Annotated in this window: 31 protein-coding genes; 7 read left to right on the forward strand and 24 right to left on the reverse strand. The window is 61.7% G+C overall.

Annotated elements, in window-relative coordinates; translation table 11 throughout:
• Positions 1-8: 8 nt before the first annotated feature.
• From O3297_RS13090 to O3297_RS13110, 5 genes are all read right to left on the reverse strand, one after another.
• Positions 9-1,247, reverse strand: coding sequence for an MFS transporter (locus O3297_RS13090; RefSeq protein WP_305048891.1), 1,239 nt, complete (start codon positions 1,245-1,247; stop codon positions 9-11).
• 192 nt (positions 1,248-1,439) lie between these two features.
• Positions 1,440-2,042, reverse strand: a complete 603-nt coding sequence (locus O3297_RS13095; RefSeq protein WP_305049721.1) for a hypothetical protein — start codon at positions 2,040-2,042, stop codon at positions 1,440-1,442.
• Positions 2,000-3,016, reverse strand: a complete 1,017-nt coding sequence (ilvC, locus tag O3297_RS13100) for a ketol-acid reductoisomerase (RefSeq protein WP_034750044.1) — start codon at positions 3,014-3,016, stop codon at positions 2,000-2,002. The genes O3297_RS13095 and ilvC overlap by 43 nt, the downstream gene beginning before the upstream one ends.
• A gap of 74 nt (positions 3,017-3,090) precedes the next feature.
• Positions 3,091-3,582 (reverse strand): acetolactate synthase small subunit, encoded by a 492-nt coding sequence (ilvN, locus tag O3297_RS13105; RefSeq protein ID WP_010399754.1) that lies wholly within the window; start codon positions 3,580-3,582, stop codon positions 3,091-3,093.
• Between the two features lie 2 nt (positions 3,583-3,584).
• Complete coding sequence (locus tag O3297_RS13110; RefSeq protein ID WP_052139969.1) at positions 3,585-5,315, reverse strand: acetolactate synthase 3 catalytic subunit; 1,731 nt, start codon at positions 5,313-5,315, stop codon at positions 3,585-3,587.
• Between the two features lie 497 nt (positions 5,316-5,812).
• Here O3297_RS13110 and O3297_RS13115 point away from each other — a divergent pair, with 497 nt between their 5' ends.
• The 5 genes from O3297_RS13115 to O3297_RS13135 all read left to right on the forward strand — a co-directional run bounded on the left by O3297_RS13115 (position 5,813) and on the right by O3297_RS13135 (position 8,556).
• Positions 5,813-6,382: an RNA polymerase sigma factor gene (locus O3297_RS13115; protein ID WP_034779551.1), complete on the forward strand. Its 570-nt coding sequence runs from the start codon at positions 5,813-5,815 to the stop codon at positions 6,380-6,382.
• Positions 6,379-6,783 carry a DUF3619 family protein gene (locus tag O3297_RS13120; protein ID WP_099667147.1) on the forward strand — a complete coding sequence of 135 codons (405 nt, stop codon included), beginning with the start codon at positions 6,379-6,381 and terminating at the stop codon, positions 6,781-6,783. The genes O3297_RS13115 and O3297_RS13120 overlap by 4 nt, the downstream gene beginning before the upstream one ends.
• 2 nt (positions 6,784-6,785) lie before the next feature.
• Positions 6,786-7,538, forward strand: a complete 753-nt coding sequence (locus tag O3297_RS13125) for a DUF3106 domain-containing protein (protein WP_305048892.1) — start codon at positions 6,786-6,788, stop codon at positions 7,536-7,538.
• Entirely contained in the window at positions 7,528-8,064 is a 537-nt protein-coding gene (locus O3297_RS13130) for an RDD family protein (RefSeq protein ID WP_034779554.1), read from the forward strand. The genes O3297_RS13125 and O3297_RS13130 overlap by 11 nt, the downstream gene beginning before the upstream one ends.
• A gap of 63 nt (positions 8,065-8,127) precedes the next feature.
• Positions 8,128-8,556 carry a group III truncated hemoglobin gene (locus tag O3297_RS13135; RefSeq protein WP_052139970.1) on the forward strand — a complete coding sequence of 143 codons (429 nt, stop codon included), beginning with the start codon at positions 8,128-8,130 and terminating at the stop codon, positions 8,554-8,556.
• Here O3297_RS13135 and O3297_RS13140 read toward each other — a convergent pair.
• The 15 genes from O3297_RS13140 to O3297_RS13210 form a co-directional block, all read right to left on the reverse strand.
• The gene (locus O3297_RS13140) at positions 8,553-9,311 is read right to left on the reverse strand and encodes an rRNA pseudouridine synthase (RefSeq protein WP_034779556.1); all 759 of its coding nucleotides are present in this window, start codon (positions 9,309-9,311) and stop codon (positions 8,553-8,555) included. The two genes, O3297_RS13135 and O3297_RS13140, sit on opposite strands and share 4 nt — an antisense overlap.
• A 164-nt stretch (positions 9,312-9,475) precedes the next feature.
• Positions 9,476-10,393 carry an SAM-dependent methyltransferase gene (locus O3297_RS13145; protein WP_176385022.1) on the reverse strand — a complete coding sequence of 306 codons (918 nt, stop codon included), beginning with the start codon at positions 10,391-10,393 and terminating at the stop codon, positions 9,476-9,478.
• Positions 10,380-10,574, reverse strand: a complete 195-nt coding sequence (gene iscX / locus O3297_RS13150; RefSeq protein WP_070255671.1) for a Fe-S cluster assembly protein IscX — start codon at positions 10,572-10,574, stop codon at positions 10,380-10,382. The genes O3297_RS13145 and iscX overlap by 14 nt, the downstream gene beginning before the upstream one ends.
• 1 nt (position 10,575) lies before the next feature.
• A complete protein-coding gene (fdx, locus tag O3297_RS13155) occupies positions 10,576-10,917 on the reverse strand; it encodes an ISC system 2Fe-2S type ferredoxin (RefSeq protein ID WP_034750070.1) in 342 nt (113 codons plus the stop codon).
• Positions 10,918-10,986: 69 nt separating this feature from the next.
• The gene (hscA, locus tag O3297_RS13160; protein WP_305048893.1) at positions 10,987-12,867 is read right to left on the reverse strand and encodes a Fe-S protein assembly chaperone HscA; all 1,881 of its coding nucleotides are present in this window, start codon (positions 12,865-12,867) and stop codon (positions 10,987-10,989) included.
• Positions 12,868-12,975: 108 nt separating this feature from the next.
• The gene (gene hscB / locus O3297_RS13165; RefSeq protein WP_151096524.1) at positions 12,976-13,491 is read right to left on the reverse strand and encodes a Fe-S protein assembly co-chaperone HscB; all 516 of its coding nucleotides are present in this window, start codon (positions 13,489-13,491) and stop codon (positions 12,976-12,978) included.
• A gap of 66 nt (positions 13,492-13,557) precedes the next feature.
• Positions 13,558-13,878, reverse strand: a complete 321-nt coding sequence (iscA, locus tag O3297_RS13170; RefSeq protein ID WP_010399774.1) for an iron-sulfur cluster assembly protein IscA — start codon at positions 13,876-13,878, stop codon at positions 13,558-13,560.
• A 157-nt stretch (positions 13,879-14,035) separates the two neighbouring features.
• A complete protein-coding gene (gene iscU, locus O3297_RS13175; protein WP_034750082.1) occupies positions 14,036-14,422 on the reverse strand; it encodes a Fe-S cluster assembly scaffold IscU in 387 nt (128 codons plus the stop codon).
• A gap of 55 nt (positions 14,423-14,477) precedes the next feature.
• Positions 14,478-15,734, reverse strand: coding sequence for an IscS subfamily cysteine desulfurase (locus O3297_RS13180; protein WP_034779564.1), 1,257 nt, complete (start codon positions 15,732-15,734; stop codon positions 14,478-14,480).
• Positions 15,735-15,774: 40 nt separating this feature from the next.
• Entirely contained in the window at positions 15,775-16,251 is a 477-nt protein-coding gene (iscR, locus tag O3297_RS13185) for a Fe-S cluster assembly transcriptional regulator IscR (protein ID WP_034779566.1), read from the reverse strand.
• Positions 16,252-16,455: 204 nt separating this feature from the next.
• Positions 16,456-17,007, reverse strand: a complete 552-nt coding sequence (locus tag O3297_RS13190; RefSeq protein ID WP_034779567.1) for an NADAR family protein — start codon at positions 17,005-17,007, stop codon at positions 16,456-16,458.
• 38 nt (positions 17,008-17,045) lie between these two features.
• Positions 17,046-17,825, reverse strand: a complete 780-nt coding sequence (locus tag O3297_RS13195) for a uracil-DNA glycosylase (RefSeq protein WP_305048894.1) — start codon at positions 17,823-17,825, stop codon at positions 17,046-17,048.
• A 137-nt stretch (positions 17,826-17,962) separates the two neighbouring features.
• Positions 17,963-18,613, reverse strand: a complete 651-nt coding sequence (gene maiA / locus O3297_RS13200; protein WP_305048895.1) for a maleylacetoacetate isomerase — start codon at positions 18,611-18,613, stop codon at positions 17,963-17,965.
• Positions 18,614-18,627: 14 nt separating this feature from the next.
• Positions 18,628-19,650 carry a fumarylacetoacetate hydrolase family protein gene (locus O3297_RS13205; RefSeq protein ID WP_305048896.1) on the reverse strand — a complete coding sequence of 341 codons (1,023 nt, stop codon included), beginning with the start codon at positions 19,648-19,650 and terminating at the stop codon, positions 18,628-18,630.
• A 60-nt stretch (positions 19,651-19,710) separates the two neighbouring features.
• Complete coding sequence (locus O3297_RS13210; protein WP_092606169.1) at positions 19,711-20,244, reverse strand: VOC family protein; 534 nt, start codon at positions 20,242-20,244, stop codon at positions 19,711-19,713.
• A gap of 126 nt (positions 20,245-20,370) precedes the next feature.
• Here O3297_RS13210 and O3297_RS13215 point away from each other — a divergent pair, with 126 nt between their 5' ends.
• Entirely contained in the window at positions 20,371-21,339 is a 969-nt protein-coding gene (locus O3297_RS13215; RefSeq protein ID WP_305048897.1) for a LysR family transcriptional regulator, read from the forward strand.
• A gap of 28 nt (positions 21,340-21,367) precedes the next feature.
• Positions 21,368-22,003 carry a gamma-glutamylcyclotransferase gene (locus O3297_RS13220; RefSeq protein ID WP_370385406.1) on the forward strand — a complete coding sequence of 212 codons (636 nt, stop codon included), beginning with the start codon at positions 21,368-21,370 and terminating at the stop codon, positions 22,001-22,003.
• Positions 22,004-22,195: 192 nt separating this feature from the next.
• Here the strand turns inward: O3297_RS13220 and O3297_RS13225 are convergent, their stop codons facing one another.
• From O3297_RS13225 to O3297_RS13240, 4 genes are all read right to left on the reverse strand, one after another.
• Positions 22,196-23,338, reverse strand: a complete 1,143-nt coding sequence (locus O3297_RS13225) for a PA0069 family radical SAM protein (protein WP_305049672.1) — start codon at positions 23,336-23,338, stop codon at positions 22,196-22,198.
• 128 nt (positions 23,339-23,466) lie between these two features.
• Complete coding sequence (locus O3297_RS13230) at positions 23,467-24,174, reverse strand: tRNA-uridine aminocarboxypropyltransferase (protein ID WP_305048898.1); 708 nt, start codon at positions 24,172-24,174, stop codon at positions 23,467-23,469.
• Positions 24,175-24,245: 71 nt separating this feature from the next.
• Positions 24,246-26,009: a methyl-accepting chemotaxis protein gene (locus O3297_RS13235; protein WP_305048899.1), complete on the reverse strand. Its 1,764-nt coding sequence runs from the start codon at positions 26,007-26,009 to the stop codon at positions 24,246-24,248.
• 263 nt (positions 26,010-26,272) lie between these two features.
• On the reverse strand, positions 26,273-26,785 hold the full coding sequence (locus O3297_RS13240) for a lipocalin family protein (protein WP_305048900.1): 513 nt from the start codon (positions 26,783-26,785) through the stop codon (positions 26,273-26,275).
• Positions 26,786-26,807 lie beyond the last annotated feature (22 nt).

The raw sequence follows: 26,807 nt of genomic DNA on the forward strand, positions 1-26,807 counted from the left end.
CAATGTTATTAGTGACCGTGCACTGCACCGCCGCTGCGCCGGCCCGGCTTGAAACTATGCCGGTGCGCGCGCCAGGCGATGGTCAGTGCCACCATCAGCAAGGCCAGCATGGCCCACGGGAACGACGCCGCGCCATAACCGTCGAGCAGCATGCCGCCCGCCAGGCCGCCGCCCGCGATGGCCACGTTCCAGATGGTCGCCACCATGGCCTGCGCCACATCCATGCCGTCGCCGGCCGCGTCCGCCGACGCCGTCTGCAGCAAGGTGCCGGCGCCGCCAAAGGTGATGCCCCAGATGGCCATGCTGACATAAATGACGATCGGGGAGTCCATCGCCAGGCCCAGCGCCACCATCACGAGGGCAAACGCGGCGATGCAGCCAAGCACGAGCGGGCGCAGCCAGCGGTCGATCAGCTGGCTGACCAGCCAGATGCCGGCCAGCGAGCCCACGCCATACACGAGCAGCACCAGGTCGACGCGGGGGCGCAAGCCGGACGGCGCCAGGAACGGCGCGATGTAGGTATACAGAATGTTATGCGCCAGCATCCAGGCGACGATGACGGCCAAGATCGGCCGCACGCCCGGCGTCATGAACACCTGACGGATCGACAGGCGTTCGCCATTCTTTTGGCCCGGATAATCGGGTACGGCCAGCAACACCCACGCGACCAGCAGCACGGCCATGCCGGACATGATGCCGAAGATGCTGCGCCAGCCCAGCACGCCACCCATCAGGGTGCCCAGCGGCACGCCCAGCGACAGGGCCAGCGGCGTGCCGATCATGGCAATGGCCATCGCCCTGCCCTGCTGTTCGACGCTGACCATGCGGCGCGCGTAGCCGGCCATCAGGCCCCAAGCCAGGCCAGCGGCCATGCCGGTGACGAAGCGCGAGGCCAGGGCGACCATATAGTTGGGCGACAGGGCCGTCGCCGTATTGAAGATCAAAAAGCCGATGATGGCCAGCAGCAAGACATTGCGCCGGCGCCAGCCGCTCGTCAGGGCCGTCAGGGGAATCGCCGTCAGGATCGAGCCGATGGCGTACACGGTCACCAGCTGGCCCGTCATGACTTCGGAAATATTCAGGTCCCGGGCAATCTGCGGCAGCAAGCCGGCCGGCAAGGTTTCCGACAGGAGGGCGAGAAACGCCGTCATGGCCAGGGCCAGCAAGGCCAGGACGGGAAGCCGTTCGGAAACGGAGGATTCTGCAGTGCCCGGCATGGGTACTGTGGCGGTAATGCGGTCAGTCATAGGGGTCCTTCAGGTTGCGCAAGCGGCTGATCAATTAGCGCCTGGCGTGCTACAAAAGCGGTGATGCGCGTTGCGGTCGGCAGATACCGAAACAGATGCAGTCCATAGGAAACTGCAAAGGAAGGGCGGAATTATATAGGAGGCGGGCGAAAAGCGTGCGCGCCAAGACAGCCGTGCTTGAACCGGCAGTGCTCAAGCTGGTGTCATGCAGGCATCATTGGCCGCCTTGCGTGGCGAAAACCAGGCATTCGATTTCGGACTGTACAGGAAGGCGCAAATGACGGCGAACGTGAACGCACCAGGCAAGACGTTCATCTTGACCGGCAAGGTCGCCAGGCAGAGCGCAATGTCGATCACGCCCCACACCAGATACACCGTGCGCGCGCCACGCTGCCGTTGCAGCATGGCCAGCGCCGCCACCAGGGTAATGCCCTGGCTGAAGAGCAAAATCGCGTATTGCACCTCGGCGGGAATCACGCCGTCCCCCATTGCGGCCAGCATGGCGGGATCGTGGCGGCCAAGGAAAGCCGACGCCAGCGCTAATAGCGAGCCGATGAGCAGAAACCAGCAGCTGACGGCAACCGCGACGGGTCGCTTGACCACATGAAGATTCCCGACAAAAACTTTAGAAAAAACAAGCATGAGACTGACGGTATTGTTGAATGGGCCTGATTGTAACGGATGTTGCCTGCCAAGCGCCTGCGCACAAAAAAGCCGGCTTGCGCCGGCTTTGTCTGAAGAGCTGGAACTGCTTAGTTCTTCGACTGGTCGACCATCTTGTTCTTGGCGATCCAAGGCATCATGGCGCGCAGTTTCGCGCCCACTTCTTCGATCTGGTGCTCGGACGTCAGGCGGCGGCGCGAGATCAGGGTCGGTGCGCCTGCCTTGTTTTCCAGGATGAAGCTCTTCGCGTATTCGCCCGTTTGAATGTCTTTCAGGCATTGACGCATCGCATCCTTGGTGGCCGAGGTCACGACTTTAGGACCGGTCACGTATTCGCCGTATTCGGCGTTGTTCGAGATCGAGTAGTTCATGTTGGCGATGCCGCCTTCATAGATCAGGTCGACGATCAGCTTCAGTTCGTGCAAGCACTCGAAGTAGGCCATTTCAGGCGCGTAACCGGCTTCCGTCAGGGTTTCGAAGCCAGCCTTGATCAGTTCCACGGCGCCGCCGCACAGCACGGCTTGTTCGCCGAACAGATCCGTTTCAGTTTCTTCGCGGAAGTTCGTTTCGATGATGCCGGCACGGCCGCCGCCGTTGGCCGAGGCGTACGACAGGGCGATATCGCGGGCGATGCCCGATTTGTCCTGGTACACGGCGATCAGGTGGGGCACGCCGCCGCCCTGGGTGTAGGTGGCGCGGACGGTGTGGCCCGGGGCTTTCGGCGCGACCATGATCACGTCCAGGTCGGCGCGTGGCACGACTTGGCCGTAATGCACGTTGAAGCCGTGGGCGAAGGCCAGGACGGCGCCTTGCTTGGCGAACGGGGCGATGTTTTCGTTGTAGACCTGGGCGATGTTTTCATCCGGCAACAGAATCATGATGACGTCGGCTGCTTTCACGGCGTCGTTGACTTCCGCTACTTTCAAGCCCGCTTGCTCGACCTTGGTCCACGAAGCGCCGCCCTTGCGCAGGCCGACGGTGACGTTGACGCCCGAATCGTTCAGGTTTTGTGCGTGTGCATGGCCTTGCGAACCGTAGCCGATGATGGCAACGTTTTTGCCTTTGATCAAGGAGAGGTCAGCGTCTTTGTCGTAAAAAACTTTCATGGTATTTCCTATAATTTGATGATGCGTTGTTGTTTTAAATGCGGCGCCAGGGCCGCGTAGAGCTGCTTGTCTTTTTATACTTTGAGGATGCGTTCGCCGCGGCCGATACCGGAACCACCCGTGCGGACGGTTTCCAGGATGGCGGCGCGGTCGATCGAATCGATGAACGCGTCAAGCTTGACCTTGTTGCCGGTCAGTTCGATCGTGTACGTCTTTTCGGTGACATCGATGATGCGGCCACGGAAGATATCGGCGGTGCGCTTCATTTCCTCGCGCTCCTTGCCCACGGCACGAACCTTGATCAGCATCAACTCGCGTTCGATATGCTGGCCTTCGGTCAGGTCCACCACCTTCACCACTTCGATCAGGCGGTTCAGGTGCTTGGTGATCTGCTCGATGATGTCGTCCGAGCCGCTGGTGACGATGGTCATACGCGACAGGGTCGAGTCTTCCGTCGGCGCCACCGTCAATGTTTCGATGTTGTAGCCGCGTGCCGAGAACAGGCCCACCACGCGCGACAGGGCGCCCGCTTCGTTTTCCAGCAAGACAGAAATAATATGGCGCATGATTAGAGGTCCTCCGAGCCGAGCATCATTTCGGACAGGCCTTTGCCGGCTTTCACCATGGGCCACACGTTTTCGGACTGGTCGGTAATGAAGTTCATGAATACCAGCCTGTCTTTCATGCCAAACGCCTCTTTCAGGGCGCCGTCAACGTCGCCCGGTTTTTCAATTCTCATGCCCACGTGTCCGTAGGCTTCAGCCAGCTTCTCGAAGTCGGGCAGCGAATCCATGTACGACTCGGAATAGCGCGAACCGTAATCGATTTCCTGCCACTGGCGCACCATGCCGAGGAAACGGTTGTTGAGCATGATGATCTTCGGCGTCAAATGATACTGCTTGCACGTCGCCAATTCCTGGATGCACATCTGGATCGAACCTTCGCCCGTGATGCACGCAACGGTGGCGTCCGGATTGGCCATCTGCACGCCCATGGCATACGGCAAGCCAACACCCATGGTGCCCAGGCCGCCGGAATTGATCCAGCGGCGCGGCTTGTCGAAGCCATAATATTGCGCAGCCCACATCTGGTGCTGGCCCACGTCGGACGTGATGAAGGCGTCGCCCTTGGTGATCTGGAATACTTTCTCGACCACCGCTTGCGGCTTGATGACCAGGTCGGAGGTCGGGTATTTCAGGCATTCGCGGCCACGCCATTCGGCGATCTGCTTCCACCAGTTGCTCAATGCATTGACGTTCGGCTTGGCTTCGGCCGCGTCCAGTTGCGCCAGGAATTCGATCAGCACATCCTTGACGTTGCCGACGATGGGAATATCGACCTTCACGCGCTTGGAAATCGACGATGGATCGATGTCCACGTGGATGATCTTGCGCGGATGCGAAGCGAAATGTTTCGGGTTGCCGATCACGCGGTCATCGAAACGGGCGCCGATGGCGATCAGGACGTCGCAGTTCTGCATCGCCATGTTCGCTTCATAGGTGCCGTGCATGCCGGGCATGCCGACATACTGCTCGCTCGAGGCGCGGTAGCCGCCCAGGCCCATCAAGGTGTTGGTGCATGGGAAACCCAGGCGGTCGACCAGCTTGTTCAGCTCGGCCGAGGCATTTGCCAGGATCACGCCGCCGCCCGTGTAGATCATCGGACGTTCCGCTTGCAGCAGCAATTGCACGGCCTTGCGGATCTGGCCGGAATGGCCCTTGTCGACGGGACGGTAGGAACGCATCTCGACTTCCTTCGGATAGTCGAAATGGCATTTGTGCATGCTGATATCCTTCGGGATATCGACCAGCACGGGTCCCGGACGGCCGGTACGGGCGATGAAGAAGGCTTTCTTGATCGTCGCTGCCAGGTCCTTGACGTCCTTGACGAGGAAGTTGTGCTTGACCACGGGGCGGGTGATGCCGACCGTGTCGCATTCCTGGAACGCATCCTGCCCGATGGCGTGGCTCGGAACCTGGCCGGAGATCACGACCATGGGAATCGAGTCCATGTACGCGGTGGACAAGCCCGTGACGGCATTCGTGACGCCCGGACCGGACGTGACGATAGCGACACCGACCTTGTTCGAGCTGCGCGAATAGGCATCGGCGGCGTGGATCGCGGCCTGCTCGTGGCGTACCAGGATATGCTGGAATTTGTTTTGCTGGAAGATGGCGTCGTAGATGTAGAGTACGGCTCCGCCCGGGTATCCAAAGACGTGCTCGACGCCCTCTTCAGCCAGACAGCGCACGACAATTTCTGCGCCGGTAATTGGTCCTGCTGCTGCTTCGGTATTCATGAAACATTCCTTTCAAGGTCCATTGGAGATTGATCGGATGTTCTTTCCTGACGAAGTTCGCCGTGCGCGACAGTGCTCCTGCTTCCCTTTTCATGCGGTCACGACATTTCTTTGGGCACCCATAGATACCTTACAAAACAACGCTTAACGCAACTCGTTTGGCCGGAGTTTCTGTGGCGCCTGTACGAACCGCTCGCGCTTGTGGCGCGGGTTAGAACAAACTGCCTACAAATGAAAGCGCGTCTTGCCGCGGATGGCCTTGTGTGCCGGTCGCGACCTGACCATAGGGCTTTGGGGTGTTCAAAGCGTCCCATACGTTATCGCGTTGCACCATTATGGTCAAGGAAAATGTCAGCGCTGCTGCCTTTTTACTCACCCGATATGCAAAAACCATGCGGAAACGCACATTTTTTGCTAGCATGCGCTCAGTTTACGAAAAGCAGTTCCGCCTCCTCTCCGCCCACAGCACACGCAGCCGTTAGCTCGCCCCATACCGCATGGCAACAGACAAAGAATTATCCGACTTTCTAGAAAATGTCGAGCGGCGCGCTTTCAAGCAGGCCGCCTACGCGGTCCGCAAGGAAGAATCGGCACTCGACATCGTGCAGGACGCCATGATCAAGCTGGCCGAAAAGTACGGCGACAAGCCGGCCGCCGAGCTGCCGATGTTGTTCCAGCGCATCTTGCAAAACACCATACTCGACTATTTCCGTCGCGAAAAAGTGCGCAACACCTGGGTCAGCCTCTTCTCCGGCATGAAGCCCTCGGGCGACGAGCATGAGGATTTTGATATACTTGATACTTATGAATCGGAACAGGGCTCCAGCGCCGCCGAATCCTCGGCCGACCAGGTCGAACGCGCGCAAATCCTTGATTTGATTGATGCAGAGGTACAAAAACTGCCCTCACGTCAACGCGAAGCCTTCCTCATGCGTTATTGGCAGGACATGGATGTGGCTGAAACAGCGGAAGCGATGGGTTGCTCCGAAGGTAGCGTGAAAACACATTGCTCTAGAGCTACCCACACGCTCGCCGAATCGCTGAAAGCCAAGGGAATTAAATTATGAACACCGACGATCTCAATTTCGCTTACAAAGTGCGCCATGCACTGAACGAAAAACTCGACGACCTGCCCGCATCGGCCACCGATCGCCTGGCAGCGGCACGCAAACTGGCCCTGTCGCGCAAGAAGGCGGACGCGCCCGCCGCCGTCGCCGTGCGCCAGAATGTGTTCGCCGGCGTGGCCAGCAGCCTGTTTGTCGAACCGCTGTCGTGGCTGGGCCGCATGAGCGTGATCATCCCCCTGCTGCTGCTGGTCGGCGGCATGGTGGGCATCTATCAGTTTGAGCAGGAACAACATATTGCCGAACTGGCAGAAATCGACGCCGCCGTGCTATCGGACGAACTGCCGCTCTCCGCCTACATGGACCATGGCTTCAACGCCTACCTGACGAAACGCGAGCAATAAACATGGCACGCTCGAGCGTACGCAAAGGCTGGCTGGCTGGCGGCATCGGCCTGGGTGCCTGCGCCCTCGCTGGCGCCGCCTGGGTAGGAGCGCAGCAACATGCCGCTCCCGTCGCCCCTCCCGTGGCGGCCGCGCCCGTGGTGGCGCCGCCCCCGGCCCCGGCCGTCAAGCCCGGCTCCCCCCGCACGGCAGGCAAAGGCGGCACGCCGAAGGCCAGCGATAACCCGTCCTGGAACAAGCTGTCGCGCGCGCAGCAGGAAGCCCTGCAGCCGCTGGCGGGCGAATGGAACAAGCTGGAAGCCTTGCGCAAGCAGAAATGGCTCGATATCGCCAGCCGTTTTGCCTCCATGACGCAGGACGAGCAAACCCGCGTGCATGAACGCATGCGCGAATGGATCAAGCTGACGCCGGAACAGCGCCGCCTCGTGCGCGAAAACTATACGCGCACGAAGAAGATTGATCCGGGTCAAAAAACCGCGCAATGGGAGCAGTACCAGCAATTGCCGGAAGATCAAAAGAAAAAGCTGGCGACGGAACTCGTGCCGAAGAAACCGCTGGGCAAAGTGCCCGCGATCAATTCCAACACGAGCAAGCCGCCCGTGCTCATGGCGCCCGCCACGCCGGCAACGCCTGCCGCCGCCGTGCCCGTCCTGCCGCCCGCTCCCGCAGCGCCGGCAGTGCCGGCAAGCGACCCTGCCGCCGTGCCAGTCACGCCACCTACCACGCCTGCCCCACTGCCAACCAATGTCAAATAGCACGCCTGCCGCCAGCATCACTTCCCATCCCACTATCAAGCGTCGCCTGATTTCCATGGTGTACGAGTCGCTGCTGGCCCTGGCCGTGCTGTTCCTGCCCTTCCTGCTGTTTGAACTGGCCGTGCAAGGCGCGCATACGCCGTTGACGGAACACATGCGCCAATGCCTGGCCTTCCTCGTCATGGGGGCGTATTTCATCCATCAATGGAGCCGCGAAGGGCAAACCCTGGCCATGAAGACGTGGCGTTTGCAACTGGTACTGCCGGGCCATGCCCACGTGCCGCTGCGCGTGGCCGCGTACCGTTACGTCCTGTCATGGATGTGGCTGCTGCCAGCGCTCGTGGCGGCGTATGCCTTCGACCTGCAGCACTGGACTGCCCTGGGTGCCATCGGCATCGGCATCCTGGCCTGGTCAAGCACGGCCCTGTTCACGGGCAATGGGCAATTCCTGCACGACAAGCTGGTGGGCACACAGATCGTCCAATTGCCGGCCCCCGCAAAGAAGTCGAAGAAAGTCGCCGCCTGAGTTTTTGCGCGGCTTGACCTGGGTCATTGAAGCGCCACGGGGGCTCTGCGATCATGGCATGCCATGAATAATACCGCCCCCCTCCCCCACACACGCTTCGCCCCCTACCGCGAGGAAGTCTGCAGCGAAGACGAAGTCAAGCATCTCGTCCACACCTTTTATGCAGCCGCGCGCGACGACGCCATGCTGGGTCCCATCTTTGCCGCCGAGGTCAAGGATTGGGATGCCCATCTGGCAACATTAATCGATTTCTGGTCAGGCTTGCTGCGCGGCACCATGCGCTACCACGGCAAGCCGCTGGCCCAGCACGCGCAAATGGAAAATTTGACGCCCTGCATGTTCCGCCGCTGGCTGACCCTGTTCTTCGCCACGACCGAGAGCATGGGCAATGCGGCCCTGCAAGAGAAGGCCGATACCATCGCCTTGAATATTGCCGAACGGCTATGGAAAAGCTTTGCGGAAAACCACGCCATCACGGCGCCGCAGCTTTAGAACCTCTCGTAACCTTGCAGGTAGCGCCACTGACCTGACGGCATGGCGCCCATCGAAATGCGGCCGATGCGCAAGCGTTTCATGGCGACGACGTCCAGTCCCACCATCTTGCACATGTGGGCGATCTGGCCCGGCTGCACGTTTTTCAGGGCAAAGCGCAAGCGCGTTTCATTTTGCCAGCTGACCTTGATCGGCGGCAAAGGCTTGCCATTGAAGGGCAAGCCGTGATTGAGCAGCGCCAGGCCATTCTCGGCGATGGCGCCCGACACTTCCACGATGAATTCCTGCTCCACGGTTTTCGCTTCGTCGACCAGCTTGCGGGCGACGCGGAAATCTTGCGTAAACACCAGCAAGCCGGAAGCCATGGTCTCGAGCGGATTGGTGATGGTCAGGCCGATCAGGTGGCGCTTGAGGAAGCGCGTGACGGAGCTGGGCGCCACATTTTCCGGTGTAAAAATTTCTTCAGGACGCAAACAGCTCAAGGCTGGCTTGCCTTCCGCGCCCACGCCGCCATTGATGCCGGCCGGCTTGTGCAGCAAGATCGTCACGGGCGGCATTTCTTCCAGGGTCGCATTCGGCAGCAACACCACCGTCTGATTGTCGGCCACGCGCGCGCCCGACTCTTCCACCAGCACGCCATCGACCGTTACCCAGCCGCCCTCGATATACAGCTCGGCCTCGCGGCGCGAACAGGGCACGTCTTCAGACAGGCGCTTGGCCAGGCGGACGGTGGGCATTTCAATAGGTGTGGTCATGGGGAGGCGCAAAAAGCAAGAGGAGGAGAAAGCCGGTATTGTAACCGACCCGCTCCTCCCCTCTTGTTGATTGCGCAGGTGGTTGTCGGATTACGCTGCGCTAATCCGACCTACGTGGCGCATCAGGCAGGTTGGATTACGCGGCTTGCCGCGCAATCCAACAATCAGGCCGTGGCCTTGGCCAATTCCTCGGCAAAGAAACGGTGCCCCATCTCTTCCAGGCCCAGGGTTTGCAGCACTTCCTGCAAGCGTTCCGTCGGGCGCTGGCGCGGCAAGTTCTTGTAACTGGCGATGATCAGCTCATTCTTCATCGAATGCTCCCAGCCCACCAGTTCCGTCACGCTGACCTGGTAGCCATGGGCTTCCAGCTGCAGGCAGCGCAGCACGTTGGTGATCTGGCTGCCGAACTCGCGCGTGTGCAGCGGGTGGCGCCACAGTTCCGTCAAGACATTCTTGCCCAGGCTCTTGCCCTTGTTCTTCTTCAACACGGAAGCGACTTCCGCCTGGCAACATGGCACCAGCACCATGAATTTCGCCTTTTTCTTCAAGGCAAAGTGGATGGCGTCATCGGTGGCAGTGTTGCATGCGTGCAAGGCCGTGACGATGTCGATCTGCTGCGGCAGCAAGGTCGATTCCGTCGATTCGGCCACGGACAGCGGTAAAAACGACATGCCGGGAAACTTGAATTTCTTCGCCAGCTCCTGCGAACGCTGCACCAGTTCTTCGCGCGTCTCGATGCCGTAAATGTGCGAACCGTCGTTGCCGTTCTTGAAGAACAGGTCGTACAGGATGAAGCCCAGGTAGGACTTGCCGGCACCGTGGTCGACCAGCGAGACGCCAGGATGATCGAGCTGCACTTCGCGCAGCAGCGGCTCGATGAACTGCGTCAGGTGGTACACCTGCTTGAGCTTGCGGCGGCTGTCCTGGTTCATCTTGCCGTCGCGCGTCAGGATGTGCAATTCCTGCAGCAAGGCGACCGACTGGCCATCCTTGATTTCGGGCATGTTGCTGGCGGCGGTGATGACGTCTTTCGGCACAGCGGCGACGGTGGCGGCGGTTGCCGCGCCCTTAGCGCGCTTCATCGATCCACGCCATCTGTATCGCTTCGAGCACTTTTTCGCCGCCGCGCGTGTGGTCATCGTCGAAGCCGTCCAGTTCCACCACCCAGTTGTGCAGGTCGGTGAAACGCACGGTCAGGGGATCGATGTCCGGATGCGCGTCGAACAAAGCCTCTGCGATCACGTGAATGTCGGACCATTTCATGTTAGTGGCTGCCTTCGCTGACCTGGTTGATCGTGTATTTCGGGATTTCGACGACGAGGTCGGCCTCGGCCACGATGGACTGGCACGACAGGCGCGACACGGCTTCCAGGCCCCAGGCCTTGTCCAGCATGTCCTCTTCCAGTTCCGTCGCTTCGTTCAAGGATTCGATGCCTTCGCGCACCAGCACGTGGCAGGTGGTGCAGGCACACGATTTTTCGCAGGCGTGCTCGATGTCGATGTCGTTTTCCAGCAGGATGTCGCAGATGGACTTGCCGGCAGGTGCTTCGATGACGGCGCCGTCCGGGCAAAGCTTGGCGTGCGGCAGGATAACGATTTGTGGCATGGTGTCTTCTTTCAGTCTGTCATTCGGGGCGCGGCCGCGGCATGTGCGCGGCCCGCTGTTCAATTAGTTTTATACGACCTGGTCCAGGGACTTGCCGGTCAGAGCCGTGCGCACGCTGCGGTCCATGCGGCGCGAGGCGAAATCCTCGGTGCCGTCGGCGAGCGCCTCGATCGCCAGCTTCAGGGCCTGGTGATCGATGGCGCCGCTTTGCGATTGCGCAATAGCGTCACGCACCTTGTTCATCAAGCCATCCACGGTGACGCGTTCAGCGTCATCGAGCAAGCCGCCGTCTTCATCGAGCGCCGACTGCGTGGCCAGCAGGATGCGTTCCGCTTCCACCTGCTCTTCGCGCAGCGCGCGCGCCACCATATCGACGTCGGCCGACGTGTACGAATCCTGCAGCATGCGGGCGATGTCCTCGTCGCCCAGGCCATACGCCGGCTTGACGCTGATCGACGCTTCCACGCCCGAGCGCAATTCGCGCGCCGAGACGGACAGCAAGCCGTCCGCATCGACCTGATAGGTGATGCGGATGCGCGCGGCGCCCGCCACCATCGGCGGAATGCCGCGCAGCTCGAAGCGCGCCAAGGAACGGCAATCGCTGACCAGTTCGCGCTCGCCCTGCAGCACGTGCACGGCCAGGGCCGTCTGGCCATCCTTGAATGTCGTGAACTCCTGGGCTCTGGCGCACGGGATGGTCGAATTGCGCGGGATGATTTTTTCCACCAGCCCGCCCATGGTCTCGATGCCCAGCGACAGCGGGATCACGTCCAGCAGCAGCCAGTCGTCGCCGGCGGCGCGATTGCCTGCCAGCAAGTTCGCCTGGATGGCCGCACCCAGCGCCACCACTTTATCCGGGTCGATATTCGCGTGCGGCGTCGTGTGGAAGAATTCGCTCACGGCGCGCTGCACGTGCGGCATGCGCGTGGCGCCGCCCACCATCACCACGCCGTCGACGTCGTCCGCATCCACGTTCGCGTCGCGCAGGGCTTTCTTGATGGCGTTCATGGTTTTCACGACCAGGTGCGAAGTCATGGCAGCGAATTCTTCGGCCGTGATGCGCAGATGGATTTCTTCGCCCGAGTTCAGCTTGGCGTCGATCGTCGTTTCCGACTTGGTCGACAGCAATTCCTTGATCTCGCGCGCCTTGACCATCAGGATGGCCGTGTCTTCGTCGGACAGCGGCGCCAGTTTGGCATGCTCGCTGATCCAGCAAAACAGGCGGCGGTCGAAGTCGTCGCCGCCCAGGGCCGAGTCGCCGCCCGTGGACAGCACTTCGAAGACGCCCTTGCTCAGTTTCAGGATCGAGATGTCGAAGGTACCGCCGCCCAGGTCATACACGGCGTACACGCCTTCGGAAGCGTTGTCGAGGCCATACGCGATGGCGGCGGCCGTCGGCTCGCTCAGCAGGCGCAGCACGTTGATGCCGGCCAGCTGCGCCGCATCCTTGGTTGCCTGGCGCTGCGCGTCGTCAAAGTAGGCTGGCACGGTGATCACGGCGCCCACCAGGTCGTCGCCGAGGGAATCTTCCGCGCGCTGGCGCAGGGTGGCGAGGATTTGCGCCGACACTTCGACGGGGCTTTTCACGCCGGCCACGGTTTTCAGCTGCACCATGCCAGGCGTATCCTGGAAGTCGTAGGGCAGGTTTTCCGCGTAGGCGATGTCTGCCAGGCCGCGGCCCATGAAGCGTTTCACGGAAACGATGGTGTTCTTCGGGTCGGTGGTTTGCGCGGCCAGGGCCTTGTAGCCGATGTTGGCGTGGCCGTTCGGCAGGTAGCGCACGACGGAGGGCAGCAAGGAGCGCCCGTCTTCGTCGTTGAGCACCTCGGGGATGCTGTTGCGGACGGTGGCGACCAGGGAATTGGTGGTGCCAAGGTCGATGCCGACGGCCAGGCGGTGCTGGTGCGGCGCGGTCGACATGCCTGGTTCGGAAATTTGCAGAAGTGCCATTGTATTCGTGCCTCGATTAATTTTTTGCGTGATGCAGTTGATGCCTGACGCGCATTATAAGTCGCGGGCCAGACTGGCGCTTGGCACGCCGGTCAAGCGATCGCCTGGTCAAGCCTCGATGGCCTCATAGGCAAAACGCACTTCCTCGCCGAATTTGTCGAGGAACATCAAGGCGCGCACGCTTTGCGCGGCATTCGCGTAGTCGGCCGAGTCCAGCTGGGCCGCCACCTGGGCCAGCAAGGCCTTGCGTTCGCCGCGCAGCTGGCGGTCCAGGGCGTCGAGCGCGTCGGCATCCTTGCCGGCGCGGGCGTCGCCCAGCTCTTCGCGCCATTCCATCTGCTGCATCAGGAAGCTGACGGGCATGGCCGTGTTCGACTCCGTCTGCAGGTCGACGCCATTGAGTTCGCACAGGTATTGCGCGCGCTTTTGCGGGCTTTTCAGGGTTTGATAGGCTTCATTGGCGCGCGTGGCCCATTGCATCGCCACGCGCTTTTCAGCGCTGCTGGCGTTGATGAAACGGTCCGGGTGGACCTTGCCCTGCACGTCGCGGTAGGCAGAGTCGAGCGCGCTCATGTCGAGCGAGAACTGCGCCGGCAACTGGAATAATTCGAAGTGGTTTTGCATAATGGTCAGTGGTCGCTGTACCGCAATCGATGGGTACAGCGCACCGACCGGGGTCTTGCCAGCTGTTTAAATCCTGAAGGACTCGCCGCAGCCGCAGGCGTCTTTTTCGTTCGGATTGTGGAACTTGAAGCCTTCGTTCAAGCCTTCGCGCGCGAAATCGAGTTCCGTGCCGTCGATGTAAGGCAGGCTTTTCGGGTCGACGAAGACTTTCACGCCGTGCGATTCGAAGACGCTGTCTTCGGCCGCCACTTCATCGACATACTCAAGCTTGTAAGCCAGGCCCGAGCAGCCTGTGGTCCGCACGCCAAAGCGCAGGCCCATGCCCTTGCCGCGCCGTTCGATATAACGGTTGATGTGTTTCGCCGCTTTTTCGGTCAGTGTGATCATGTATTTCTCCGCTCCTGTTCCCACATGGGAACAGGTATCAAAATCCAACAAATTCTAGAGTGCCTGAAAAACGTTCAGGGCAAGGCGCATTGCCGAAGGCAGTACGACTAGTACGACAAGGCAATGCAACGCAGCCATGGGCGTTTTCTCAGGCGCTCTACGCTGCCGGATGGCGGGTCTGGTAGTCCAATACTGCCGCCTTGATGGCGTCTTCCGCCAGGATCGAGCAGTGGATCTTCACTGGCGGCAGGGCCAGTTCTTCGGCGATCTGCGTGTTCTTGATGGCCAGTGCCTGGTCCAGGGTCTTGCCCTTGACCCATTCGGTCACCAGCGAGCTCGATGCGATGGCCGAACCGCAGCCATAGGTCTTGAATTTCGCATCTTCGATCAGGCCATCGGCGCCGACCTTGATCTGCAGTTTCATCACGTCGCCGCAGGCAGGCGCGCCTACCATGCCGGTGCCGATGGTTTCATCACCCTTGTCGAAAGCGCCCACGTTGCGCGGGTTTTCGTAGTGATCGAGTACTTTGTCCGAGTAAGCCATTTTGATGCTCCTTTAATATTCTTGCCGGCCCCGTCAACAGGGGCCACGGTGTTGGTTAGTGGGCTGCCCATTGGATGGAATTGATGTCGATGCCATCCTTGAACATGTCCCACAGCGGCGACAGGTCGCGCAGCTTGTGTACTTTCGATTTCAGCAGGTTCACGGCAAAGTCGATGTCTTCCTCGGTCGAGAAGCGGCCGATGGTGAAGCGGATCGAGCTGTGCGCCAGTTCGTCGCTGCGGCCCAGGGCGCGCAGCACGTACGATGGTTCCAGGCTGGCCGAGGTGCAGGCCGAACCGGACGACACGGCAATATCCTTGATCGCCATGATCAGCGACTCGCCTTCAACGTAGTTGAAGCTCACGTTCAGGTTGTGCGGCACGCGGTGGTCCATGTCGCCGTTGATGTAGACTTCTTCGATCTCTTGCAAGCCCTTGGCCAGGCGGTCGCGCAAGGCCTTGATGCGGCCGATTTCGCTGTCCATTTCTTCCTTGGCGATGCGGAACGCTTCGCCCATGCCGACGATCTGGTGCGTCGGCAGGGTACCCGAACGCAGGCCGCGCTCATGGCCGCCACCGTGCATCTGCGCTTCCAGGCGCACGCGCGGCTTGCGGCAGACGTACAGGGCGCCCACGCCTTTCGGTCCGTAGGTTTTATGTGCCGTGAAGGTCATCAGGTCGACCTTGGTCTTTTGCAGGTCGATGACGACCTTGCCCGTCGCTTGCGCAGCGTCGCAATGGAAGATGATGCCTTTCGAGCGGCAGAACACGCCGATTTCGTCGATCGGCTGGATCACGCCGATTTCGTTATTCACCAGCATGACCGACACGAGGATGGTGTCCGGGCGCACGGCCGCGGCCAGCTGCTCGACGGTGATCAAGCCGTTGTCCTGCGGTTCCAGGTAGGTCGCTTCAAAGCCGATGCGTTCCAGTTCGCGCACCGTGTCCAGCACCGATTTGTGCTCGGTCTTGACGGTGATGATGTGCTTGCCCTTGGTCTTGTAGAACTGTGCCGCGCCCTTGATGGCCAGGTTGTTGCTTTCCGTCGCGCCGGACGTCCAGATGATTTCGCGCGGATCGGCGTTCACCAGGGCCGCCACGTAGCCGCGCGCCTCTTCCACGGCTTTTTCCGCCGTCCAGCCATACATATGGCTGCGCGATGCCGGATTGCCGAACTGCTCGCGCAGGTACGGAATCATCTTGTCGGCGACGCGTGGATCGATCGGCGTGGTGGCCGAGTAATCCATGTAGATCGGGAAATGCGGTGCGGTTTCAAAGTGCACTTGGCCTACGTTTTTTTCTGGGGCGTTCATCAATAACTCCTGCAATCAGCAACTGGTATTTTTGTCATTATCAACCGAGGGCGGCGTGGTTACGGTGCATCACCATCACGCTTTGTTCGGCAATCTTTTGTCTCTGCTGGTCGACCAGGTCCTGCAAGGACACAGAATCCAGATAATCGACCATTTTTTCGTTGAGTGTGGACCACAATTCATGCGTCATGCAGCGCGCACCCGTGGCCGCGTCGGCGCCGTGGCAATGTTCCTTGCCGCCGCACTGCGTGGCATCCAGCGGTTCGTCGACGGCGATGATGATGTCGGCCACCGTCACCTTGTCTGCACGGCGCGCCAGACTGTAGCCGCCGCCTGGGCCGCGGATCGACTCGACGATCTCATGCCGGCGCAGCTTGCCGAACAGCTGTTCCAGGTAGGACAGGGAAATCGACTGGCGCTGGCTGATGCCGGACAAGGTGACCGGTCCCTTGCCCTGGCGCAGGGCAAGATCGATCATCGCTGTCACGGCAAAACGGCCTTTTGTAGTCAGACGCATACATCCTCTGGTCAACTGGTTTAAAATATTGCGGTTTTTCAACTCCTCAAACCCCGAGTAGTTGAATGATTTAGTCAAGTATAACAAATTCGGCGGGGTTTGTCAGAGCGCCCCTCGATGACCACAGGGCTGGAAGGGGCATGGCCGGCCGCGCCAGGCGCGGCGGCTTCAGGAAAACAACAGTCGGGAAATCGCAGGGCGTTCTCAGCCCCGTAAAGCGGTCCGCACTTTCATCAGTTCAAACCCCAGCAGGTTCAAGCCGTCCCAACTGGCGGGGTCCAGGATGCGCGGATTGTCTGACGCCAGGCCCACGCCCCAGATGCGGTCGACGGGACTGGCTTCGACGATGACGCGCTCGCCCGTGCCCAGCAGAAACTTGCGCAGCGCGGCCTTTTGTGAAAACTTGGCAAAATTGCCATCGAAGACGATGCCGGCACGTGCCGCTTCCCATACTTTGGCGTCAAAGTTCGCCACTTCGCGTCCCAGCTTCTTCACTTCCGACGGCCGCTCGGCCGCCACGATGCGCGCCTGGACGGCCGTGTCGCCAAACAGGGCCGCCTTTTGCGCCATCATGTAGTGTTCGGCCGTCGCATACGTCACGCCGGCCAGGCTGAACGGTGACGGAAACCACTGGCTGAAGCAGCTTTTGTCGGCCACCTGCGGCTGCGCCGGCGTGTGGCCCCAGAAATACAGATAGTCGGGCACGCCGCCCGCCGCGATCCACGCCTTCAATTCTTCCACGTTACTGATTTGCATATTCCCCGCACTTCCGCCAGACAGGCGATGATTCAAGCTCAAGCACGCAATAGTTGCATCGGCCCAAACAAGGCCTGCATGTCACGATTGCCGATAAAGGACAGATTATACGGATGTTCCGCCGTCACCTGCGGCAAGGATGCGGCCACCGGCAGGCGTTTGATGAGCTCGGCGATCTTGCCCCACAGCACCAGCTGCGGCTTGGCCGCCCCGCCCTGCTGCGCCAGCGCTTCCAGCACCACCTGCAGGAAGGGCAGCCAGCCGCGCGCATCCTGCACGGGCGGCACGTGGGAACGGAACACCAGTGCCGCGTTGAGCAGCAAGAAGCCCTGCTCCGTCATCTTGCGCTGCAAGTCGGGCAGGGTCTGGATCATGCCGCTGCCCGGCAGCTGCGCGGCGGCCGCCACGGGCGCCATGGCCACGCCGGACGTGTCGCCACCCTGCAACTGGCCATCGGCCACCAGCAGCATCTTCATGAAGTTGCGCAGGGACGTGGCGCGGTTGACGGGCTTCGACAGGCCCGTCGCCGACCACAGGCTGCCGACGGCGCCATCCATGAAGCACACGCCCGTGGCGCTCTCGGCGCGCGGATACGGTCCCTCGCCCACCAGCACGTAGCGCACCTGTGCCAGCGGCAAGGCAAAGGCGGCAAACAGCCGGCCCTGCGTGGGCAGGTAATCGTCGACGGCCAGCGCCGGCAGGTAGGCGGGGTCGGCCGCCATCACGGCCTGCAAGCCGCGCAGCAGGATGGGACGCCAGGAAGCGTGCGCCAGGGACAGGGCATCGGTGATGCTGGCAGGAACGATTGTTGCGGTCATGGGGCGTGAAGTATTTGGGCAAACGCAAATTGTAGCCTACCGGCAAGCTGGCATTGACTGCCCAAAATCAAGCACGCATAAAAAAGCCCCGGCCTGCATGCTGGCCGGGGCGGTTCGCGGCTTGATGCGGATCAAACTTATTCTGCGTCAGGCTGCTGCGACGGATGCGCGGCGGCAAACGCAGGCAAGCCGGTGCAATGCGCGTGAATGCGCGCCACGCGCGGGTACGGCGCCAGGTCGATGGCAAAACGCTGTGCATTGAATACCTGCGGCACCAGGCAGCAGTCGGCCATCGTCGGGCTGCCGCCATGGCAGAACAGGCCCGTGCCGGCCGGGTCGCCCTGCGCCAGCAGCGCTTCCACGGCCGCCAGCCCCTCGGCCATCCAGTGGCGGTACCACTCCTGCTTGGCCTCGTCCGACAGCCCCAGGGTATTTTTCAGGTATTTCAAAACGCGCAGATTCGTCAGCGGATGGGCGTCGCAGGCGATCGCCAGCGCCAGCGCGCGCACCCTGGCGCGTCCCAGCGCATCGGCCGGCAGCAGCGGCACGGCTGGCCGCGTCTCGTCCAGATATTCCAGCATCGCCAGCGACTGCGTCAGGATGGCGCCACCGTCATCGAGGGCAGGCACCAGGGCCGACGGGTTGACGGCGCGGTAGACGGGCAGCAGTTGCTGGCCGCCGTCCTGCAGCAGATGCACGGGGATGCTGTCGTAGGCGATGCCCTTCAAATTGAGGGCGATGCGCACGCGATAGGCGGCCGAACTGCGGAAATAGGTGTACAGCTTCATGGGGCGCCCTCCCCTCAGGCGCGACCAGCGTACGGGGCCACGGTCTGCTCGATGCTGCCGAAGATGCTGGCGCCGGCCGCGTCGCGCATCTCGATGCGCACCGTGTCGCCGAACTTCAGGTACGCCGTCTTTGGCGAACCGTGTTCGATGGTTTCATACATGCGCACCTCGGCCAGGCAGCAATAGCCCACGCCGCCGTTCTCGATGCTGGAGCCAAACAGGTTGCCCTGCTTGTTCGACACGGTGCCCGAACCGACGATGCTGCCGGCGCCCAGTTCGCGCGTCTTCGCCGCATGCGCCACCAGCTGGGCAAAGTTGAAGGTCATGTCTTCGCCTGCATTCGGCTTGCCGAACGGTTTGTCGTTCAGGTCCACCAGCAGCGGCAGGTGCAGCTTGCTGTCCGCCCAGTCGGCCCCCAGCTCATCGGGCGTGACGGCGACGGGCGAAAACGCGCTGGCCGCCTTCGACTGGAAGAAACCGAAACCCTTGGCCAGTTCGCCCGGAATCAGGTTGCGCAGCGAGACGTCGTTGACCAGCATCACCAGGCGGATCGCCTTCGCCGCGTCGTCCACGCCGGCGCCCATGGCCACGTCGCCCGTAATCACCGCCACTTCCGCTTCCAGGTCGATGCCCCACTCTTCGGACAGGGCGAAGATCGGGTCGCGCGGACCGATAAAGCTGTCGGAGCCGCCCTGGTACATCAGCGGGTCCGTGTAGAACGAAGCCGGCACTTCCGCGTTGCGCGCCTTGCGCACCAGTTCCACGTGGTTGATATAGGCGGAACCGTCTGCCCACTGGTAGGCGCGCGGCAGCGGCGAGTGGCACAGCGCCGCGTCAAACGGCTGGGCGTCCGGCGCCTGGCCCGCATTCAGGTCGGCATACGCCTGCTCCAGTTTCGGCGCGACGGCGTCCCAGTTGTCGAGCGCTGCCTGCAGGGTGGGCGCGATGGCGGCCACGCGCTGGTACTGGCGCAGGTCGCGGCTGACGAGGATCAGGGCGCCGTCGCGGCTGCCGTTTTTCAGGGTTGCGAGTTTCATGGTGTTCCTTGTTCGATGTATGTCAGAGAGTGTCGGTCTGCCGTATTCAAGCTACCGCGCTCAGGCTTCCGCCGGCGCGTGCATCCAGGCGGCGTGTTTCGGCGCGCGGCGCGTCTGCGACCATTCTTCCAGCATTTCCCATTTGACGGCGTCCAGTTTGGCCATCATTTCAGGCGTGCCCACGTTGGCCGCCAGTTCCAGGCGGTGGCCGTTGGGGTCGAAGAAATAGATCGACTGGAAGATGGCGTGATTCACGGGACCGAGCACCTCGATGCCGCCGGCCACCAGCCGCTCCTTGGCGGCCAGCAGTTCGTCCATGCTGCCCACTTCCAGCGCCAGGTGCTGCACCCATGCCGGGGTATTGCGGTCGCGGTCCATCGGCGGCTGCGTCGGCAGCTCGAAGAAGGCCAGCACATTGCCCTGGCCTGCGTCGAGGAAGACGTGCATGTACGGGTCCGGCGCCTTGGTCGACGGCACCAGGTCTTCCGCGATGGCGAGGACGAAATTCATGTTCAAATGCTTGACGTACCACTCGACGGTCTTCTTCGCGTCGATGCAGCGGTAGGCGACGTGGTGGATTTGCTTGATCTTCATGTGCTTGTCTCCAATGGATGGCGCCCTGGGCGCAATGGCTGGCCTGTTTTTCAGCTTTTCACCATTAGAATCGAGTTCCAGCTATCATACAAACAATTTTTAACCATTGATTTATCGGATTATCTTATGAGTCCCAGCCTGCGACAGATGCGCGCCTTCGTGGCACTGGCCAAGACCGGCAGTTTTACCCTGGCCGCCGAATACCTGCACGTGACGCAGTCCGCCTTGAGCGGTTTGATCAAGGAACTGGAAAGCGTGCTGGGCGTGCGCGTGGTCGAGCGCAGCACGCGCAAGGCGCAGCTGTCCGAAATCGGCCGCGAACTGTATCCGCTGTTTGAAAAGATGATCGAAGACCTCGATGGCGCCATGGCTGGCATCGCCCAGCGCAAGGCCCTGAAGACAGGCCTGGTGCGCATTGCCGCGCCGCAGATGATGGCGTGCACCCTGCTGCCGGAAGTGATCGCAGCCTACCGGCAGGCGCACCCGGACGTGCAGCTGCGCCTCGTCGACTGCCCCGTGGAGAATGTCTCGGCGCGCGTCTTCAGCGGCGAAGTCGATTTCGGCATCGGTCCCGAACGCGATCCGACGGCGGAAATCGCCGCGCAAGTGCTGTTCGAAATGCCCTTCGTGCTGGTCTACCCCGAGCAGCATCCGCTGCGGCAGAAAGAGCGCGTCACCTGGGCCGACGTGGGCGACTACCCGTTCATTTCGCTGCAGGGGCAATTTACTGAACGCCTGCTGCGCGACATGCACGGCGCGTTTCGCGAGCTGTCGCTCAACCCCTATAACGAAGTGACCTTCATGACGACGGCGCTGGCCATGGTCAGCGCCAACCTCGGCATCACGGTCTGCCTGCCGTACGCGGAACCGATGGTCAAACTATATGATTTGCACATGCGCGCCCTGCACGAGCCGGAACTGACGCGGCGCTTCTTCGTCTACACGAAGACGGGACGTTCGCTGTCGCCGGCGGCCGAAAGCTTCATGGCCTTCCTGTTCCAGTTCGTCGAGACGCACGAATGGAACGTGGGGGCGAACGGCGGCGCAGCACGCGTGGCCTTGCCTGCGGACGGTTCGGCCGCCGCCCCTTTATAATGGCGCATCACTCCATACCGCCCGCACCATGACCCAAGCTGCCCTGAACGAGCTGTCGTCCATCGACGCCGCCACCATCGCCATCAACCAGCGCATGAACAAATTCGATGGCCACGCACAGGTCTGGCTGTTCGGCTATGGCTCGCTGATCTACAAGGCCGATTTCCCCTACATCGAGCGCCGCCCGGCCAGCATCGCCGGCTGGACGCGGCGCTTCTGGCAAGGTTCGCACGACCACCGGGGCACGCCGATGGCGCCGGGCCGGGTCGCCACCATCGTGCCGCAGGCAGGCGCCGTGTGCGATGGCATGGCTTACCTGATCACGCCCGAAGTCTTCGCCCACCTCGACCACCGAGAAAAGAACGGCTACCTGCGTTTAGCCACCGACATCACCTTCGACGATGGCAGCAAGGTCGAAGGCCTGGTGTACATCGCCAACGAGGAAAACGCCGCCTTCCTCGGTGCCGCCCCGGAACTGGACATCGCGCGCCAGATCGCCCGTTCAAACGGCCCCAGCGGCCCGAACAGCGAATACCTGCTGCACCTGGCCAGCGCCCTGCGCGAGCTGGGCAAGAGCGATCCCCATGTCTTTGCCATCGAGCAACATCTGGCACAGATGCAGATGCAGACACAGACACAGACACAGAATAACGCGGCAGGATAGCACCCCAACATAGCACCGCACGGCAGCACCGCGGCACCCTGCGGTGCCCGGGCAAGACCCTGCCTCAAGATGCCCGGACGATGGCGCGCCGCTCCCGGCAACCTGCGGCAATCCCCCGGCCGCAGGTCAGCGTCGCCCGCCTTTCAGCTCGTGAGCGCGCCCCAGCATTCTCGGCGGCGAGAATGACTTAACTTAAAACAAATCCAGCTGCCCCGCATTGCCATTTTTTACTTTCGCGCCCAGCGGCGGCACCACCAGCGGGCGACGGAACTGCGTGCAATCGAGCTGCTTGAAGCGGCCGCCCTTGCCATGCAAGCCCAGCCGGTGCACGGCTTTTTCAAAGCGCTGGCGGATGAGGTCGGCCCATACGCCTTCGCCCCGCATGCGCGCGCCGAACGCGCTGTCGTAATCCTTGCCACCACGCATTTCGCGCACCCGGTTCATCACGCGCTGGGCCCGTTCGGGGAAGTGCGCTTCCAGCCATTGCTGGAACAGGGGGCTCACTTCCCACGGCAGACGCAGCACCACATAATGGGCGTGGATGGCGCCCGCGTCGCGCACGGCTTCGAGCAACTGCTCGATTTCCGGTTCCGTCACGAACGGGATGATGGGCGCGATGCTCACGCCCACGGGGATGCCCGCCTCCGTCAGGGTGCGGATCGTGCGCAAGCGTCGCGCCGGGGCGGCAGCGCGCGGTTCCAGGGTGCGCGCGATGGCCGGGTCGAGCGTGGTGACAGTGACGGCCACGGCGGCCAGGCGCCGGGCCGCCATGGGAGCCAGAATGTCGATATCACGCTCGATCAGCGACGATTTCGTGATCAGCGCCACGGGGTGGTCGCATTCGTGCAGCACTTCCAGCACGCGCCGCGTCAGCTGCCGTTCGCGTTCGCACGGCTGATACGCATCGGTGTTCACGCCCACGGCGATCGGTTCGGTCACATAGGATGGCTTGGCCAGTTCGCGCCGCAAGAGTTCGGGGGCGTTCACCTTGGCGTAGATGCGGCTTTCGAAGTCCAGGCCCGGCGATAGCCCCAGATAACTGTGCGTGGGGCGGGCAAAGCAATAGATGCAGCCATGTTCGCAGCCCCGGTATGGATTCAGCGAGACATTGAACGGCAAATCGGGCGAAGCATTGCGCGTGAGGATGGTGCGCGCCTGCTCGTCGCTGACCTGCGTCTTCCAGCCCGGCGCCGCCGCCTCTCCAGCCTCCTCATCCAGGCATCCCACGCTCCAGCCGTCATCGAAACCGGCGCGCGCGTGCACCTCGTAGCGCCCTTGCAGGTTCGAGACTGCCCCGCGCCCCTTCCGGGCTTTCAGCGATTGCGGCGGCAACATGGCTTGCCCGGCGAAGCTGTCATCGTGCTCTGGAATGATTGCTTTCATGAACGGCCCCATCAACTGTATATACGTACAGTATACTATGCCGCTGCGCGGGCAAGATCAAGGGCTGGCGTGATGCCGTTTCACGCTTTTTCACCATGCGGCATGACATAACTCAACTGCTGCGCGACAAAGCCGTCAAATGCCGCGATCAGGGGAACGAAGCGGTCCGCGTCCTGCTCCAACTGCATCAGGGCATAACACGTCGCCTCCAGGGTCGATAGCTGGTCTGGCGCGTGCGCCTTGCGGATCAGGTAATGGGATGCGGGCGTATCGCGCAGGGGCAGGCGCGGCAGCTGTTGCAAAAGGGGATTCAGATACAGCATCTTGCGGCTCTTGCGCCAGGTAGCATCCAGCACCACCAGCCGCAACCGGGCCGAGAATCGGGCCGGATCAAGCAAGATGGCGGGGTCGAGCGCTGGCGGCGGCGCGATGCCCAGCGAACGGTCGCCGGGCGTATCCGGATACAGCAGCACGTTGTGCTTGCCGTCCAGCAATTCAGCGAGCGTATCGGGAGCAAACTGCTCGCCCGTCAACATGCGGCTGTTGGGCAAGCTCAGGTGCAGCAAGCGGGCGCTGCCCTTGGCATTGTGGATTTCCAGCGGATGCTGCAGGATCAGCACTTCCACCGCGTGGGAAACGGGGGCGATCCAGCGGCAAATGCAGCTGGATGCGGCGCGCAGGCAGACTGGGCAGCGCGCCCGTTTGGCGGGTTCCGCCAGGGAGGACGAGGCAGCGGCAGGGCTGGAGATAGCGCTGGAAATCGGGCTGGAGGTACGGCGGGTAGTCATGGCGGAGCGGGTTCGCGGCTGTCTTCAAGCCGCGATTGTAGCGCCCACGCCATGCCAAGGGGAATCTGCGCTTAAAACTCTTCCCATTCGTCGGCGCCCGACGCCACCGGCGCCTTCGGCACGCGTGCGCGCGCAGCTTCCGCTTGCGCCGCCTTGCCCGGCGCGGGCGCGGCTACGGTTGCCGCCGGCGCGCGGTGCCTGGCAGGCTGGATGGCGGGTGCAGGTCGAGTGGCAGATTTTGCTGGCGCAGACGCTGTCATGGACGGACCAGCACTGGCCGAAACATAGTGCTGCGTTGCATCGAGCTTGAACAGGCCCACCACGTCAGCCAGCTTGGCCGCCTGTTCCTGCATGGATTCGGCCGCCGCGGCCGCCTCTTCCACCAAGGCCGCGTTTTGCTGCGTCACCTGGTCCATCTGGCCGATGGCCTGGTTGACTTGTTCGATGCCGGCGCGCTGCTCATCGCTGGCGTCGGTGATCTGGTTCATGATCTGCGTCACATGGCTGATGCTTTGCACGATCTCGTCCATGGTACGGCCCGCCTTGTCCACCAGCTGCGAACCGGCCTCGACCTTTTGCACGGAATCGTCGATCAAGCCCTTGATTTCCTTGGCCGCCGCGCTGGAACGCTGCGCCAGGTTGCGCACCTCGGACGCCACGACGGCAAACCCACGGCCCTGCTCGCCGGCCCTGGCCGCTTCCACGGCCGCATTCAGGGCCAGGATATTCGTCTGGAAGGCGATGGCGTCGATGACGCTGATGATGTCGACAATCTTGCGCGAGGAATCGTTGATCGAGCCCATGGTGCTGACCACTTCCGACACCACCACGCCGCCCTTGCTGGCGATCTGCGACGCGTCGATGGCCAGCTGGTTGGCGCTGCGCGCATTGTCCGCATTGAGTTTCACGGTGGACGTCAGCTCTTCCATGGAAGACGCCGTCTCTTCCAGCGAACTGGCCTGCTCTTCCGTGCGTGACGACAAGTCCAGGTTGCCGGCGGCAATTTCGCTCGACGCCGTACTGATGGACTCGGTGCCCGCGCGCACCTGGCCCACGATACTGACCAACTTATCGTTCATGTTTTTCAGCGCATGCATCAATTGCCCTGTCTCATCGCGGCTTTCCACGACGATATGGCTGGTCAGGTCGCCGGCGGAAACGGCTTCCGCCACTTCGACGGCACGCGTGATGGGGCGCGTGATCGAGCGCGTGATCCAGTAGGCGCAGGCGATGCCCAGCAAGATGGCCACCACGCCCAGCGAGATCAGCAGCATGCGGCCATTCTCGTAGCGCGAACGGATTTGCGCGGCGGTTTCATCGAGCAATTTGGCTTCCAGCAATTCCAGCTTCTTCAGCGACGCCAGGTAGATGTCGCGCTTGACGGCCATGTCGCCTTCGTACAGGCGCTTGCCCAGTTCCAGGTCGCCCGCATTCTTGGCCTTGAACACATTCTTGCGCACTTCCGTGTAGGCCTTGCGCGTGTTCAGCACTTCCTGGTACAGCGCCTGCTCGTCCGGGCTCAGTTCGCTCTTGCCGATATCGTTCTGGATTTCCGTGGCGCGTGCAGACGAGACCGCCATTTCCTGTTCAAACTGCTTCTGGTGTTCGGGATCGCTGACTTTCCAGGCGGCTGCCGTGCGCGCCGCATTGACCTCGATGACCTTGGTCCATTCACCGATCAGGCGCTCGTTGCGCACCTTGACGTTGACGAGCGCATCGGTTTCCTTGCTGGCGCTTTGCATCTGCACGATGCCCACCACGGTCAGGCTGGTCAACAGGAGCAGAACGGCGGCAAAACCGCCACCGAGACGTACGCCGATTTTGAGGTTTTTCATTGCGTGATTCCTATCTGAAGAAAAACGATGCACAGACGCCACGAAACCGACCTACTGCTACGTATCATATAGCAGGCATCTGCCGTGCGGCAATCACGAGCGGTGGCGCAACGGACACTCGCCACCGGAATGGCAGCGCGCCGCAGCGCACTACTTTGGAGCAGATTGTGAGTGAATCAGAGTGGTATTGCAAGAAATAACATGCAGAAAAGCAACAGCCAGAAGGCGGTATGCCGCCACGAATGGGCGGCAGGCAAGCAAGGTCAGTTTTGCTTTACATAGATCAATTTTGACGTATCGAAACCCAGGCCAGCGGCTTTCTCTACCAGGCGCTGCTGCAAGGCCGGGTCCATGGTTGGCGTGCGCGACAGCAACCAAAAGTAAGACTTGTCGGGGCCGCTGATCATGGAATAGCTGTAATTTTGCTGGTCGAGGTCGAAGACGATGTAGGAACCATAGAAGGGACCAAAAAACGACACCTTCAGGTAGCCCACGTCTTTCTTGTCGACGAAATACGCCTTGCCTTCCGCGTCCTTCCAGACAGCGTCCGCATCCTTGTAGCCGCGGTTGAGCACTTTCAGGCCGCCATCCTGGCGCAGGCTGTAATCGGCCGTCACCTGGCTCAGGCCCCGCTCGAAGGAATGATCGAGGCGCGCGATCTCATACCATTTGCCCAGATAGCGGGTCGTGTCGAAGTTATTGACGGGATGAATATTCTCGGGCCGGCCCACACAGCCGGCCAGCACGAGCACACATAGGAACAGCAATTTTTTCATGGTCTTCTCCATCGGGGGAAAT

Source organism: Janthinobacterium sp. SUN128 (assembly GCF_030587275.1).
GTDB lineage: Bacteria > Pseudomonadota > Gammaproteobacteria > Burkholderiales > Burkholderiaceae_D > Janthinobacterium > Janthinobacterium lividum.

What these genes read in the sequence shown, in the direction of transcription:
- O3297_RS13090 (WP_305048891.1), bottom strand. Translation starts at nt 1,247, where the DNA reads ATGACTGACCGCATTACCGCCACAGTACCCATGCCGGGCACTGCAGAA.
- ilvC (WP_034750044.1), bottom strand. Translation starts at nt 3,016, where the DNA reads ATGAAAGTTTTTTACGACAAAGACGCTGACCTCTCCTTGATCAAAGGC.
- ilvN (WP_010399754.1), bottom strand. Translation starts at nt 3,582, where the DNA reads ATGCGCCATATTATTTCTGTCTTGCTGGAAAACGAAGCGGGCGCCCTG.
- O3297_RS13110 (WP_052139969.1), bottom strand. Translation starts at nt 5,315, where the DNA reads ATGAATACCGAAGCAGCAGCAGGACCAATTACCGGCGCAGAAATTGTC.
- O3297_RS13115 (WP_034779551.1), top strand. Translation starts at nt 5,813, where the DNA reads ATGGCAACAGACAAAGAATTATCCGACTTTCTAGAAAATGTCGAGCGG.
- O3297_RS13120 (WP_099667147.1), top strand. Translation starts at nt 6,379, where the DNA reads ATGAACACCGACGATCTCAATTTCGCTTACAAAGTGCGCCATGCACTG.
- O3297_RS13125 (WP_305048892.1), top strand. Translation starts at nt 6,786, where the DNA reads ATGGCACGCTCGAGCGTACGCAAAGGCTGGCTGGCTGGCGGCATCGGC.
- O3297_RS13130 (WP_034779554.1), top strand. Translation starts at nt 7,528, where the DNA reads ATGTCAAATAGCACGCCTGCCGCCAGCATCACTTCCCATCCCACTATC.
- O3297_RS13135 (WP_052139970.1), top strand. Translation starts at nt 8,128, where the DNA reads ATGAATAATACCGCCCCCCTCCCCCACACACGCTTCGCCCCCTACCGC.
- O3297_RS13140 (WP_034779556.1), bottom strand. Translation starts at nt 9,311, where the DNA reads ATGACCACACCTATTGAAATGCCCACCGTCCGCCTGGCCAAGCGCCTG.
- O3297_RS13145 (WP_176385022.1), bottom strand. Translation starts at nt 10,393, where the DNA reads ATGAAGCGCGCTAAGGGCGCGGCAACCGCCGCCACCGTCGCCGCTGTG.
- iscX (WP_070255671.1), bottom strand. Translation starts at nt 10,574, where the DNA reads ATGAAATGGTCCGACATTCACGTGATCGCAGAGGCTTTGTTCGACGCG.
- fdx (WP_034750070.1), bottom strand. Translation starts at nt 10,917, where the DNA reads ATGCCACAAATCGTTATCCTGCCGCACGCCAAGCTTTGCCCGGACGGC.
- hscA (WP_305048893.1), bottom strand. Translation starts at nt 12,867, where the DNA reads ATGGCACTTCTGCAAATTTCCGAACCAGGCATGTCGACCGCGCCGCAC.
- hscB (WP_151096524.1), bottom strand. Translation starts at nt 13,491, where the DNA reads ATGCAAAACCACTTCGAATTATTCCAGTTGCCGGCGCAGTTCTCGCTC.
- iscA (WP_010399774.1), bottom strand. Translation starts at nt 13,878, where the DNA reads ATGATCACACTGACCGAAAAAGCGGCGAAACACATCAACCGTTATATC.
- iscU (WP_034750082.1), bottom strand. Translation starts at nt 14,422, where the DNA reads ATGGCTTACTCGGACAAAGTACTCGATCACTACGAAAACCCGCGCAAC.
- O3297_RS13180 (WP_034779564.1), bottom strand. Translation starts at nt 15,734, where the DNA reads ATGAACGCCCCAGAAAAAAACGTAGGCCAAGTGCACTTTGAAACCGCA.
- iscR (WP_034779566.1), bottom strand. Translation starts at nt 16,251, where the DNA reads ATGCGTCTGACTACAAAAGGCCGTTTTGCCGTGACAGCGATGATCGAT.
- O3297_RS13190 (WP_034779567.1), bottom strand. Translation starts at nt 17,007, where the DNA reads ATGCAAATCAGTAACGTGGAAGAATTGAAGGCGTGGATCGCGGCGGGC.
- O3297_RS13195 (WP_305048894.1), bottom strand. Translation starts at nt 17,825, where the DNA reads ATGACCGCAACAATCGTTCCTGCCAGCATCACCGATGCCCTGTCCCTG.
- maiA (WP_305048895.1), bottom strand. Translation starts at nt 18,613, where the DNA reads ATGAAGCTGTACACCTATTTCCGCAGTTCGGCCGCCTATCGCGTGCGC.
- O3297_RS13205 (WP_305048896.1), bottom strand. Translation starts at nt 19,650, where the DNA reads ATGAAACTCGCAACCCTGAAAAACGGCAGCCGCGACGGCGCCCTGATC.
- O3297_RS13210 (WP_092606169.1), bottom strand. Translation starts at nt 20,244, where the DNA reads ATGAAGATCAAGCAAATCCACCACGTCGCCTACCGCTGCATCGACGCG.
- O3297_RS13215 (WP_305048897.1), top strand. Translation starts at nt 20,371, where the DNA reads ATGAGTCCCAGCCTGCGACAGATGCGCGCCTTCGTGGCACTGGCCAAG.
- O3297_RS13220 (WP_370385406.1), top strand. Translation starts at nt 21,368, where the DNA reads ATGACCCAAGCTGCCCTGAACGAGCTGTCGTCCATCGACGCCGCCACC.
- O3297_RS13225 (WP_305049672.1), bottom strand. Translation starts at nt 23,338, where the DNA reads ATGTTGCCGCCGCAATCGCTGAAAGCCCGGAAGGGGCGCGGGGCAGTC.
- O3297_RS13230 (WP_305048898.1), bottom strand. Translation starts at nt 24,174, where the DNA reads ATGACTACCCGCCGTACCTCCAGCCCGATTTCCAGCGCTATCTCCAGC.
- O3297_RS13235 (WP_305048899.1), bottom strand. Translation starts at nt 26,009, where the DNA reads ATGAAAAACCTCAAAATCGGCGTACGTCTCGGTGGCGGTTTTGCCGCC.
- O3297_RS13240 (WP_305048900.1), bottom strand. Translation starts at nt 26,785, where the DNA reads ATGAAAAAATTGCTGTTCCTATGTGTGCTCGTGCTGGCCGGCTGTGTG.